Genomic DNA, 12964 nt, shown 5'->3' on the forward strand with positions numbered 1-12964 from the left:
AGATAACCGGAGGCCTTGTAGCCCCCTGGGCCCTTAAAGCCGCCAGAACAGTTCATGACGGCGTACAGCCTTGCGAAAGAATTCATTCTCGCCATAGGGCGACTCCCGGCGCCCGGCCAACAGACGCTGGATACCACGACGCAACCGACGCTTGAACGGAGCAGGCGGCTGCAGGTCATGCATCATGCCCAGCGCCATGGCCTTGTCACGTTGCCCGGCCAGGGTCAGGCCCAGGCTGAACGGATGCATCGGCCGGGCCGGGTCGAAATGGGGCGGCAACGCGACGCCCATGCCGGTATCACCCATGGGCCAACGATCGTTGTCGTGCAGGTGGTTGGCGTATCCCAGCAGCACGGAGGGCTGCCACTCCAGTCCTTCCAGCGCCTGCAAGACAGCCTGGTGGGCACAAAGATGATCGGGATGCGGATCGAGCGTCGGGTGAGGCAGCACAATCACTTCGGGGCGCGCCTTGAGCAGCACTTCACGCAAGTCCGCCAGCAGGTTGTTCCAGGTCGGCGCACCGTCTGCATCGCCGGGCAAGGCAAACGGGTTCAGTTGGCGAAACAGCCGGGTATCGCTCAGATCCGCCTCGCGGGAGCCCTGGGGTTGGCCGGGCGCGGCTTGCATCGCCGCCAGTTGCAGGCAGAAATACCCCAGTTGCACGCAGTGTTCCTGCGGCACACCGGCCCAACGCGGCACGGCGAGGCTGTCCCAGGCGCGCAATCGCCCCTTGAGCCGCGCAGCTTCGGCACGTCCCAGGCCCATGCGCTGGTAATGTTGTGCTTCGATTTCCCCGGCCGTCAGGGTGACGATCCAGGCCTCTTCGGCCTGGCTGTAGAGTCCGTAAGCGGCCAGTTCCGCATCGTCGGCGTGGGGCGCGATAACCATCAGCCGTGGACGCTGTAGCTCCATCGGCGCAAACGACCACAGCATCGGCTCGCCCGACAAGCGACAAAAGCGTCCGCGCAAGCGCAATTCACCCCGGGACAGCACCGCGCCCTGCTCACTGAGGTTGAGGTAGCGCAGGCCGTTGACTCCACGCTCGAATGTTTGTCGGTCCGCCGCTTCACCGCCCGACAACTCGACGCTCGGATCGAAGAAACGCCCCAGCCAGGTGCTTTTGATCCGCAAGGCCAGGACCAGAGTCGCGCCGTCATCGAGAATCACACCTTCATCCAGGCGCAGTCGCCCTGCATTGAGGTGAACCTTCGGTTGCTGCGTGAAGGGGGGGAAATCGTACTGGTAGTCATCCTTGGGCGAATAGAACAGATGATCGGCGAACCACGCCTCGTGGGCTACCCAGCCCAACAGCGCCAGCACCAGCGGCAGCCACCAGGCCACCCAAACGCCTATCAGCCCCAATACGACAAGGGCGCACAACAGCCCCACGCGCTTGTTGCGACGATGGCGCTTGAGCAGTTGTTGTTTTCGATTCATCGGCGGGTTCATACGCTGAATACCGGCACGGGGTTGCACCAGCGATCCTTGTATTCGCGATCCGCCCGGCCAAAGGAAAACCGCAACGGCTTGCCCGCGGCCCGGGCGTGCTCCCAGGCGCCTTGCGTATTGAGGAAGCTCAAGACGCTGCCCGGGCTGAATTCGCGAGTCTGCGGGTCGACGCCGCCATTGATGTATTCGACGCTGATCCATTCAGGCGCTTCGACGCGATAGACCAGTTGGATGGCGATGGGCGCATCGTTGAGAAAAATCACCGAGCCGATCAGCAGCTCGCGCAGCAGCTCGACCACCTCGCCCATGCGCTCGGCACCGGTGGCGGGAAAACCCCAGCGACGCTGGAACAGATCACAGTAGATCGACGCCAACTCGGTACTGGAGAACTCGCCGACCGGCCGCACCTGCCCGCCGGCTTCCTCCAGAAGACGCAATTCACGGCGCTGGTTGTAGCGGAACTTCTTGGACAGTTCTTCCGGCAGGCGAGCCATGGCCAGCTGCTCTTTCTGCAGTTTCAAACCGCTGAAGCGACCTTCATTGAGCGCCGACAGATACCGTCCTCGATGACGCAACGGTGCCTGGGTGTCGGGCGCGGCCGGCAGGATCAACTCGGCATTGCCCAGGTCGAACAGGCCTTTTTTTCCGCTGCGCTTGAGCACGTCCTTCGACAGCGCCAGATCGCGGCCCCAGGTCGGTATTGCCGCCTTCAGCTCGCCGCCCTGCTCGAATGCCAGGTAACGCACGGGAATCCCAGCCAGGGCGGCCAGGCGCTCCACGACCAGGGGGTGTGTCGCCACACTGCCGCCAAAACGTTGCCACGCCTGGGCGTAGCTCGAGGCATCCGTGGTGGTCCAGCCGCGCTCTCGCCAGCCTTGGAATCGGTTGAGCATCAGTTCCTCGGCGCCAGTTCAGTCACTTGGGGCAAGCGCCAGAATGCCTCGCGTACGGCGCGATCGGAAAAACGTTCGCGCAAGCGCTCCAGCATCAACTCGGCGCATTGGCGCCGCTGCAATTCGTCCATCGCAGCCAGGTGTTGCAGCCCTTGGGCCATGTGCTCGGCGTCACCGAGCGGGAACAGGATGCCGACGCCCTCGACGACCTCCTTTGCGCCACCGCAGGCCGTGGCCAGCAACGGCACGCCGGCAGCCATGGCTTCGAGCAGCACCATGCCGAACGGCTCGTGATCGGAGCTCAGCGCAAACGCGTCGAAGGCACGGAAATAACGACGGGCCTCTGGCACCTGGCCGAGAAACAGCACGCGGTCGGCAATGCCCAACTCTCGCGCCAGAGCCTTGAGGTCCTGTTCCAGGCGCCCCTTGCCCAGAATCGCCAGTTGGCTGTGGCTTGGCAGGTACGCCAGCGCAGCGCCAAAACCGCGAAGCAGGGTGGCCTGGTCCTTGTCCGGATGCAGGCGTCCGACGTTGCCGACAATCCAGGCGTTCGCTTCCAGCCCAAGGGTTTGTCGCGCCTGCTCCCGGGAAACCTGGCTGGCCTGCAAGGCCTCCAGATCGATACGGTTGTAGAGGGTCTGGATCCTGCCGACCGGCCATTTTGGCAGGCAGCGACGCATGTCGTCGCGCACGGCGTCGGACACCCCGAGCAAGCTCAGGCGCTTGCGAAAAACCTGGGCGAACAATCGGCGGGTACGCCGTTGATAATCGCCAAAGGCATGGTGCACGCCGATCACCGGCAACCCGGTGCCGAGCAGGGCGATGTAGATCGGCTTGAACCGGTGGGCGATGCATAAACTGAAATTGCGCGAGGCGGCGATCTTGCGCAGATCGCCGATGGCACCCAGCTTCAGGCCGCGAATGGCACTGGAGCTGTACTCCATGAACAACACCTCGTCCGAGGCACAGGCAGCGGCAACCTCGGCGTCCGCCGAGCCGGTGAGAAACACCGTGGTCACACGATAACCGGTTCCGGCGAACAGACTGGCGTACTGACGGGCGCAGTCCAGGAACGGCCCGTCATAACCGTGGCAGAACTGCAGCACATGTCGCTCAGCCGAGCGTGTCATAAGCGTCCACGCCGTCCTTGACCACCAGGATGTCCTCCATGATCAGGTATTGCAGGTCGGAACCATAGAACATGTTCAGCGCGTCGGTGGGCGAGCAGATCATGGGTTCGCCGCGACGGTTGAGTGAGGTATTCAGCGACACGCCATTGCCGGTCAGGACTTCCAGGGCTTTCATCATGTCGTAGTAACGCGGGTTGTATTCACGCTTGAGCACTTGGGCCCGGGAGGTGCCGTCTTCATGGACCACTTCCGGCACGCGGGTTTTCCATTCCTCAGCCACTTCGAACGTGAAGGTCATGAACGGTGCCGGGTGGTCAACCTTGATCATCTGCGGCGCAACGGTGTCGAGCATCGACGGGCAGAAAGGCCTCCAGCGTTCGCGGAACTTGATCTGTTCGTTGATGCGGTCGGCCACGCCGCTGGCGCTTGGGCAACCGATGATCGAACGACCGCCCAAGGCCCGCGGGCCAAACTCCATGCGGCCCTGGAACCAGGCAACCGGGTTGCCGTCGACCATGATCTTGGCGATGCGCTCAGGGGTGTTGTCGATCTTGCGCCACGCCGGCTTGCTCGGGTGACGGGCGCAGGCGGCGATCACATCTTCGTTGCTATAGGCTGGGCCGAGGTAGACGTGTTCCATCTTCTCCACCGGCACGCCACGGGCGTGGGACACATAAGCCGCCGCGCCCACCGCCGTACCGGCGTCGCCGGAAGCCGGTTGCACGAACAGCTCCTTGACGTCATCGCGGGCGATGATTTTCTGGTTCAGTTTGACGTTCAATGCGCAGCCGCCGGCGAACGCCAGCTTGCCGGTTTCCTTGAGCACGTCGCCCAGGTAGTGATCGATCATTTGCAGCGCAAGCTTCTCGAACAGCGCTTGCATGCTGGCCGCGTAGTGAATGTACGGCTCGTCGGCGATGTCGCCTTCGCGTTTCGGACCGAGCCACTCGATCAGCTTTGGCGAGAAGTAGAAACCCTTGCCTTTCTCTTTATAGCGGCGCAGGCCGATCACGTTGGCGTAATCGGTATTGATCACCAATTGGCCGTTTTCGAACGAGGCCAGGCGCGAGAAATCATATTTGCTGGCGTCGCCGTAGGGCGCCATGCCCATGACCTTGAATTCGCCATCGAGCATCTCGAAGCCGAGGAACTCGGTGATCGCGCCGTACAGGCCACCCAGGGAGTCCGGGTCGTAGAATTCCTTGATCTTGTGGATCTTGCCGTTTTCGCCATAGCCGAAGAAGGTCGTGGCGTATTCGCCCTTGCCGTCGATGCCGAGGATGGCGGTTTTTTCCTGGAAGCCCGAGCAGTGATAGGCACTGGAGGCATGGGCCAGGTGGTGCTCGACCGGCTCGATCTTGATTTTTTTCGGGTCGAAACCCAGTTGTTCCAGGCACCAGACGATCTTGCGGCGATAACGTTTGTAGCGACGATTGCCCATCAGAATCGCATCGAGGGCACGGTCCGGGGCGTACCAGTAGCGCTTGGCGTAGTGCCAGCGCGCTTCGCCGAACAGGCTGATCGGGGCAAAGGGGATCGCCACCACGTCAACGTCGGACGGCTTGATGCCGGCTTGCTCCAGGCAGAACTTCGCCGACTCGTAGGGCATGCGGTTCTTTGCATGTTTATCGCGTACGAAGCGCTCTTCCTCGGCCGCCGCGATCAGCTTGCCGTCGATGTACAGCGCTGCGGAAGGATCATGGCTAAGGGCGCCGGACAGGCCAAGAATCGTCAATGCCACAGGGGTCTAGCCTCTTATGTCTGCATACGGGCGACAAGCGCCGCGAAAAAATGATGTGCCACGCATCAAGGGTACGGGGCAGCTAAAGGGCGGGATTATAGCTTAAAAGCGATCTTAAGCCTCTAGCGGAGTCGTAGGGTTTACACGGTCCGTGGCGAGGGAGCTTGCTCCCGCTCGGCGGCGCAGCCGTCACAGGAACTGCAAATCGTTTTTTCCTGGTACTGCGCGTTGAATGGCGTCGGGGCTGCTGCGCAGCCCAGCGGGAGCAAGCTCCCTCGCCACGGTGAGCGGTTACACGATAGCCGACGTGTTATCGACTGCCTTCGGCAACCGCTGATCGATCACCCGATACAGCGCACTTCCCTCAGGCCAATTACGCATGAACCGTGCGCGATCCCGGGCGTAGGCTTGGGCGAAGCTGGCCTGGGTCCGGTGTTGGCACATGGAATCAAGGTCGATCAATGCCCAGCGGTCGTCTTGCCAGAACAGGTTATGTCCTTTGAAGTCACCGTGGCTGATGCGCTCGCGGATCAGGTCGGCGAACAAGCGATCCAGCGCCAACAGCTCGGACTCAGGAGCTTCGCCGCTTTCCACATGCGGGGCGAAGCGTTCGATGATGTCCGGGCCAGACAGGTGTTCAGTGACCAGATAGGCGCCACGACGCAACCACAGGAAACGCTTTTCCAGCAACGCCAGTGGCTTGGGCGTGGCGATGCCGAGGAAGGCCAGCCGATGGCCTTCGCGCCAGGAATGCCAGGCTCGGCTCGGGCGCCAGAAGCGCTTGAGCCAGTGGGCGAAGCCCTTGATGTTGTAGCGTTTGATTACCAGGGTGCGACCGTTCGATTCGACCTTACCGACACTGGCGGCACCACCGGTCTTGTACAAGTGACTCTGGTCAAGCAACGCATCGGCATGCTCCAGCACCGGGACCATGGCCGTTTCTTCATCGCGACGAATAGCCCGCAGGCCGAACGGCCCGCGCTGCACGCTGAACAAGCTGCATTCGCGCCCGACCTTTTCAAGGAAGTCTTTCAGCCGCCAGGCGTGGACCTTGTCGATCTGTTTTTGCAGCGCTTCCATCGGCAGGGCGTGTTCGGCGTTACTCAACAGGTAATGCACCAGCAACTCTTCATTGAACGGCTCGATGGATTTTGGAAGCTGGGCGAAAAACACCCCCAGGTTTTCCAAGACCTTTTGCCGCGACAATGGCTGGCCGGGGGTTTCGGCGCGAATGCCGGCCCCATCGATGAGATAGAGCTTGTCGCCATGGCGCAGCAGATTGTCCAGGTGCAGATCTTCTTGCCACAGGCCCTTGCCGTGCAGCTGCGCAATAGCGCCCAGCGCCTCGGCCAGCACCGCCGTTTGTTCGTCCGCCAGCATGGGGAGATGTTCGACCTGCTTCCAGGCATCGCCAAGACTCTCGGCGCCTTCCAGCAGCTCGAACAGCAGCCAGCCACCCTCGCCTTCTTTCAAGCCATCGGCCAACAGCAATGGGGTCGTCAGCCCCTGTTCCGCGAGAAGGCGAACACCTTGCAGCTCTCGTTGGAAATGCCGCGGCGCCTTGCTGCCCACCAGTAACTTGGCCAGCACGGGCCGGCCGCGCCAGATACCGGCGCCGACGTAACGCTGCCCAGGCAGCACCCGCAACAGTGACAACAGTTGCAATTGCGCCGGGCCAGCGGCATCCGCCAGCTCCAGGCTCAGGGGCAGGCTCGGGCTGCGGCCAGCGCCTTTCAATTCCGACAAATGCATCAGCGGGTCTCCTTATGAGTGCGTCGAGCGCTCAGGCGGGCCAACCATCGATCGACCAGCGCACCGTCAAGCGGTTGGTCCAGATAGGTAGACAGCAGCTGACGCACATCCTCTTCACTCCAGGCCCGGGCCCGGCGCAGCAACGGCTCCAGGTCCTTGACCCGGTCACGCTGCCCGAACAGCAGCGGACGGGTCTTTTCCAGGTCGATCAACTGTGCCTGGTGACCGCCGGCAGTGGCCTGCAGAAAAATATGCTTGGGATAGAAACAGCCATGCACCTGATGCATGTCGTGCAGTCGCCGCGCCAGGTGACCACAGGCCTGAACGATGGTGGTGCGTTGCACGGTCGTCAGGGACGGCCAGCGCTCCAGGAGCGAATCCAGGTCATCCCAGCCGTCCAAGGCGCGGGTCAACAGAATCGCCCGAACCTCGCCGTCCACTTTCCGCCGCCCGTAGAAGACCGCCTGCAACGCTGGGATACCCAACTGGCGATACCGGCTGATGTTGCGAAACTCCCGGGAAAAACTGGGTTCGCCAAAAGGGTGCGATAGCGTCCGGGTCAGGTAATTGCTCTGGCGCTTGAGGTAATAACCCTGCCCCTCGAGCTCCAGCCGGAACACACTGCTCCAGCCATCGCCAGCCGTATTGGGCTCGTCCACTGCGTCCAGCTTGCGCAACCAGAGGGCTTCGAAGCTGTCCAGGCCATGGCGCTCCAGCAAGGCCCGGTCTTCGGCGGCCAGGAAATCGGTCATTCACGCCCCTCGAAAAATCTCACCACGTGGCGAATACGTTTCTTGTCGCACGCATCGAGCCGGTCGCGCTGGCGATATTGCAGGTAAAAACGCAGGCGCTGGGTGGCCGACAAATGATATTTGGCGACTTTGTCCAGGCATGCCAGGTCTTTGGTGATCCGGTACTTGAGCCAGAAGCCGCGCCAGAAGTCACCGTTCGGGCAGTCGATCAGGAACAGACGCGCCCGGTCGTCGATCAGCAGGTTGCGCCATTTCAAGTCGTTATGGGTGAAACGGTGATCGTGCATGGTCCGGGTATAACCGGCGAGCTGCCGGCTCACGCCATCGACCCAGGCGCGATCGTCGAGCCGCGAATCGTGCCGCTCGGCCAGGGCTGAAAGGTCTTCGGTGCGCGGCAATTCGCGGGTGATCATCGCGCCGCGATCATAGGCCGCACCCCGTCGTTCCAGCCCCCAGGCGACAATTTCCGCTGTGGGAATACCCCACTTGGCGAAACGCTTGAGGTTCTGCCATTCCGACTTGACCCGTGGCTTGCCCAGATAACGACGCAAGCCCTTGCCGGCGCCGGTATAGCGCTTGACGTAATAATTCACGCCGTTGCGTTGTACGCGGATCACCTCTGACAGTGGATCGCGGGTCAGGCGCTCGCCCTGGAGTGCGAACACCGCGTCGAGGCTGCCGAAATCCTGTGCCAGCTCAGCGTAGGCGGGTTCCAAATTCCAACCCGACATCAGAGCGCATCCCCGTACCGCTGTTTGCGCTCATACAGTTTCTTGGCCTTGCCTTCGAGCCAGGCCAGCAACGCAGCCTCTTGCGCCAGGATCTGGCGCAGCGGCTGCTGGAAATAGCCCTTGAGAAAACGCAGCTTGTCGCGCCGGGTCAAGCCAATGTCCAGCGCGGAGAAATACAGCGCCGCCAAGTCTTTGTTACGCCAGCGCGTGGTGATAGCCGGACGGGTCTGGGCGCGGTGCAGGTCGATCACCGAGAGTTTGAAATCCTCGGGCGTCACCGGCTTGTCGGTGTGCAGCAGGAAGTGGCAGATGTAGCAGTCGCGATGGTTGACCCCAGCGCGGTGCATCATGCCGGTCATGCGCGCCACTTCGGCGATCAGTGCTCGCTTTAGCCGGGGCTGCGGAGGCTGCTTGACCCAGTCGAGGCTGAAGTCTTCAAGGCTTATGGTAGGCGCCAGCTCCTCGGTAACAATAAAGGAATGCTGGTCCGCCGGATTGTTGCCCTTCTCTCCATAGGCAACGGCGGTCATGGTTGGCACGCCGACTTCCTGCAGCCGTTGGATGGCCTTCCATTCCTGGCCCGCGCCCAGCACCGGCAGCTTGGCGGTGAGCAGGTTCTTGAAAATCTCGCCCCAGCCGATGCCACGATGGATTTTCACGAAAAAACCGCGACCCTCTACCTCCGTGCGCAGGGTGCGCCGGGCTTCGAGCTCACGGTAGACCTCGCCCTGGAGCGCTTCGACTTCGACGAACGCATCGCGCCCGGCCCAAAGGCTCTTGAACGGTTCGGCCAGCATCAATTTCATTAAGCGTGCTCCGCCAATATCACATCGGCCGCGTGCTGCGGCATGCTGTAGAGGTCGGCCGTCTCGGCGAAGGCCAGACCATTGCGGCTCCAGGCCGCCCTCGCTTGCGGATCACTAAGCATCCGGCTCAGATATTCGGTCAACTGCGCCTGTTCGAACGGCTCATCCAGCACCAGGCCGCTGTCGGCCTCGGCGATGTAGTGAGCGTACCCGCACACCGCGCTGACCAGCACCGGCAACCCGGCCACCAGCGCTTCGAGCAGTACCGTGCCGGTGTTTTCGTTGTAGGCCGGGTGGATTAACAGGTCGGCACCGAGCAGGAAACGCGGGATATCGCTGCGACCCTTGAGGAACCGCACATTATCGCCCAGACCCAGCGCAGCGCTCTGCATCTGGAATACCTTGGGGTCGTCCTGGCCGATTACAAACAGCCGAGTGCGTTTTTTCAATTGCGTGGGCAGCGCGGCCAGGGCCTTGAGGCTGCGGTCGACGCCCTTGGTCTTGAACCCGGAGCCGATCTGCACCAACAACAAATCGTCGTCGGCCAGCTCGAATTCGGCTCGGAACGCCGCCCTGATCTCATCGGCATCGGCGGGCCGACGACGATCGTGGGCAATGCCCGGCGGCAGCAGGTGAAAGCGCTCCAGCGGCGTGTCGTAGTGCTTGATGAACAGCGGCTGCTGGACTTCGGAAATCATCAGGACTTCGGTCTTGGCGTCCTTGGCGAACACGGCCCGCTCGTACTCGGCGAAATGCCGGTAGCGCCCCCAGCGTCGGTACAGCGAATTGCGCAGGTTCTGCGCCTTGTCTTCGAAGCAGCCGTCGGCGGCGTAGTACACGTCCAGGCCGGGCATTTTGTTGAAGCCGATCAACCGGTCCACCGGGCGCTTGGCCAGGTCGGCCTCCATCCACGCGCTGAGTTTCTCGTTGCGGCGGTGATTGAACAGCGCCTTGACCGGCGCCACCAGCACTTCGAAGCCGGGCGGGACGTCACCTTCCCAAATCAGCGTGTAGACGCGGATCTGGTGACCGCGTCGCTGACACTCCAAGGCGATGCGCATGAAGTCACGCTGCAGGCCGCCGAAGGGGAAATATTTGTAAAGGACAAAAGCCAATTGCATCAGCGCGGCTCCTCAGCCAATAACGTGCTCAGGTGGCTGGCAACACGCTCGGGATTCAGACGCGTGAAGCACAGAGGCTGCTCGCGTTTCAGGTCGAACCGCCGGGCATCTTCGGCGGTCGGTGGGTAAGTGCATTGTTTCTGCATGCACGGCGCGCAAGGAAAATCGCTGGCGAGATGAATCTGGCCCTTGCCATAGGCGCCGGTCAGCACGGGATTGGTCGGACCGAGCAGCGAGATGGTCGGCACATCCAGAGCGGCGGCCAGATGCCCGAGGCCCGTATCCACGGCCACGCAGGCCTGGGCACCGGCGAGCACCTTGCCCATGCCGCCCAGGTTCAATTTCGGCAGCACCAAGGCATTGCGCAGCCCGTTGGCGATGCGCTCGGCCCTGGCCTTCTCGGCTGGGTTGCCCCACGGCAGTTTCACCACCACGCCGAATTGCCCCATGCGCTCGGTGAGCTGACGCCAGTAGAGCTCAGGCCAATGTTTGGATTCCCACGTCGTGCCATGCAGGAACACCACGTAGGGGTATGGGCGCGGCAATTCAACCAGTCGGTCGATGTCCAGGCCATAGCTGCCCTGGGTTTGCGGCAAGTCATAGCCCAGCGCCAAGGCGAACAGTTGACGTACACGCTCCACCGCATGCTGACCACGAGCGACCGCCAGGCGACGCGAATAGAAGCGCGCCGCGAGCGGTTCACGCGCCGAATCCTTATCCAGCCCAGCCACCGGCGCCTTGACGTAGCGGGTCAGCCAGGCACTTTTCAGCAGGCCTTGGGCATCGATCACCAAATCATATTTTTCAGCGCGAATGCTCTGCTTGAAGCGTCGCCATTCACCGCTTTTGAGGGTTTGCCAGAGGTTCTTGCGCCAGCGCCGGATCGCCACCGGGATGACCTTGCCCACGGCCGGATGCCAGGTAGGGATTTCGGCGAAACCCTCTTCCACCACCCAGTCGAATGTGATGCCAGGAATTGCCCGCGTCGCATCGGTCAGCGCTGGCAACGTGTGGACCACATCCCCCAGCGAAGAGGTCTTGATCAACAATACCCGCAAGTTACCGGACCTCCACGGGAGTGCCCTGCAAACGCTCCAGGGCCTCGTTCACCGCCGGCGGCATCAGCTGGCGCAGGCAGTTGTAATGGCCGAAGCGGCAGGTACGGTCGAAGCATGGACTGCACTCGATGCCCAGGCGCACGACTTCGACCTGATCGGCCAACGGCGGAGTAAAACCCGGCGAAGTCGAGCCGTAGACCGCCACCAACGGACGGTTCAGCGCGGCCGCGACGTGCATCAAGCCGGAGTCATTGGACACCACCGAATCGGCGCAGGATAACAGGTCAATCGCCTCGGCCAGGGACGTGTCGCCGCTGAGGTTGACCGACTCTTCCCGCAGGCCCGGAATCAGCCGCGAACGGATGTCTTCGCCCACCGAGTGATCGTTTTTCGAACCGAACAGCCAGACTTGCCAGCCTTCACGGATCTTCGCCTCGGCAACCTGGGCGTAATGCTCCGCCGGCCAGCGCTTGGACTCACCGAACTCGGCGCCCGGGCACAGGGCCAATACCGGGCGATCCAGGGTCAGACCGAACTTGGCCAGGGCCGTTTCGCGCGTTACCGGATCGATTTGCAGGCTCGGCCGAGGATACGGCTTGGGCAATTCGGCCCCCGGCTCGTAGGCTAGGGCCATGAAGCGCTCGATCATCAATGGATAACGATCTTTGTCCAGCGTGCGCACGTCATTGAGCAAGCCATAGCGAAACTCGCCGCGCCAGCCTGTGCGCTTGGGAATGCCGGCAAAGAACGGCACCAGCGCCGATTTCAGCGAATTGGGCAACAGGATCGCCTGGTCGTAGTGGCCGACCAGGGATTTGCCGATGCGCCGGCGAGTCGCCAGCTCCAGCACGCCATGGCCGAGCGGAAAGCTCAAGGCCTTGCGCACCTCGGGCATGCGCTCAAGGATCGGACGGCTCCATTCAGGGGCCAGAACGTCGATTTCGCACTGCGGATGACGCAGCTTCAGACACTGGAACAGTGTCTGGGCCATCACCATGTCACCGACCCAACTGGGCCCAACGATCAGAATATTCATGTGCTTTCCAAAAACGATACGGGGAGGCCTACGCCTCCCCGCCTCGAGAATCACTGTGGCTTAGGTCGTTGCCTGTGGCCTTAATCTACAACACACCGCCAATCAACTGTGGGAGCGAGCCTGCTCGCGATGGGGCCAGCACATCCAACATCGATGTCGCCTGACCTACCGCTATCGCGAGCAAGCTCGCTCCCACAAGGGTTGCGCACAAGTATCCAATACCGTGCAGCACCGCCAATCAACTGTGGGAGCGAGCCCGCTCGCGATGGGGCCAGCACATCCAACATCGATGCCGCCTGACCTACCGCTATCGCGAGCAAGCTCGCTCCCACAGGGGTTGCGCACAAGTATCCAATACCGTGCGGCACCGCCAATCAACTGTGGGAGCGAGCCTGCTCGCGATGGGGCCAGCACATCCAACGTCGATGTTGTCTGACCTACCGCTATCGCGAGCAGGCTCGCTCCCACAGGGGTTCCGCGTAAGTATCCAATACC

The 12964-nt window shown here is 62.2% G+C and carries 11 protein-coding genes; all 11 read right to left on the reverse strand.

The window, feature by feature from the left end:
- Nucleotides 1-33 precede the first annotated feature (33 nt).
- Nucleotides 34-1437, reverse strand: a complete 1404-nt coding sequence (locus J3P92_RS22880) for a PIG-L deacetylase family protein (protein ID WP_434649141.1) — start codon at nucleotides 1435-1437, stop codon at nucleotides 34-36.
- Between the two features lie 8 nt (nucleotides 1438-1445).
- Nucleotides 1446-2342 (reverse strand): antimicrobial resistance protein Mig-14, encoded by an 897-nt coding sequence (locus J3P92_RS22885; RefSeq protein WP_420766151.1) that lies wholly within the window; start codon nucleotides 2340-2342, stop codon nucleotides 1446-1448.
- On the reverse strand, nucleotides 2342-3472 hold the full coding sequence (locus J3P92_RS22890; protein WP_434649143.1) for a glycosyltransferase: 1131 nt from the start codon (nucleotides 3470-3472) through the stop codon (nucleotides 2342-2344). Before J3P92_RS22890 ends, J3P92_RS22885 begins: the two co-directional genes overlap by 1 nt.
- Nucleotides 3456-5213, reverse strand: coding sequence for a carbamoyltransferase family protein (locus J3P92_RS22895; protein WP_420766149.1), 1758 nt, complete (start codon nucleotides 5211-5213; stop codon nucleotides 3456-3458). Before J3P92_RS22895 ends, J3P92_RS22890 begins: the two co-directional genes overlap by 17 nt.
- A gap of 291 nt (nucleotides 5214-5504) precedes the next feature.
- Nucleotides 5505-6965, reverse strand: a complete 1461-nt coding sequence (locus J3P92_RS22900; RefSeq protein ID WP_434649145.1) for a lipopolysaccharide kinase InaA family protein — start codon at nucleotides 6963-6965, stop codon at nucleotides 5505-5507.
- Nucleotides 6965-7717 (reverse strand): lipopolysaccharide kinase InaA family protein, encoded by a 753-nt coding sequence (locus tag J3P92_RS22905; protein ID WP_420766147.1) that lies wholly within the window; start codon nucleotides 7715-7717, stop codon nucleotides 6965-6967. The genes J3P92_RS22900 and J3P92_RS22905 overlap by 1 nt, the downstream gene beginning before the upstream one ends.
- Nucleotides 7714-8448 (reverse strand): lipopolysaccharide kinase InaA family protein, encoded by a 735-nt coding sequence (locus tag J3P92_RS22910; RefSeq protein WP_434561006.1) that lies wholly within the window; start codon nucleotides 8446-8448, stop codon nucleotides 7714-7716. Before J3P92_RS22910 ends, J3P92_RS22905 begins: the two co-directional genes overlap by 4 nt.
- Nucleotides 8448-9254 carry a lipopolysaccharide core heptose(I) kinase RfaP gene (gene rfaP / locus J3P92_RS22915; RefSeq protein WP_420766145.1) on the reverse strand — a complete coding sequence of 269 codons (807 nt, stop codon included), beginning with the start codon at nucleotides 9252-9254 and terminating at the stop codon, nucleotides 8448-8450. Before rfaP ends, J3P92_RS22910 begins: the two co-directional genes overlap by 1 nt.
- Entirely contained in the window at nucleotides 9254-10375 is a 1122-nt protein-coding gene (locus J3P92_RS22920) for a glycosyltransferase family 4 protein (protein ID WP_434561010.1), read from the reverse strand. Before J3P92_RS22920 ends, rfaP begins: the two co-directional genes overlap by 1 nt.
- Complete coding sequence (gene waaC / locus J3P92_RS22925) at nucleotides 10375-11433, reverse strand: lipopolysaccharide heptosyltransferase I (protein ID WP_420766143.1); 1059 nt, start codon at nucleotides 11431-11433, stop codon at nucleotides 10375-10377. Before waaC ends, J3P92_RS22920 begins: the two co-directional genes overlap by 1 nt.
- A 1-nt stretch (nucleotide 11434) precedes the next feature.
- On the reverse strand, nucleotides 11435-12469 hold the full coding sequence (gene waaF, locus J3P92_RS22930) for a lipopolysaccharide heptosyltransferase II (protein ID WP_434561014.1): 1035 nt from the start codon (nucleotides 12467-12469) through the stop codon (nucleotides 11435-11437).
- Between the last annotated feature and the right edge of the window lie 495 nt (nucleotides 12470-12964).

The sequence above is a fragment of the Pseudomonas sp. D3-27 genome (assembly GCF_051132165.1).
In the GTDB taxonomy this organism is placed as follows: Bacteria; Pseudomonadota; Gammaproteobacteria; order Pseudomonadales; family Pseudomonadaceae; genus Aquipseudomonas.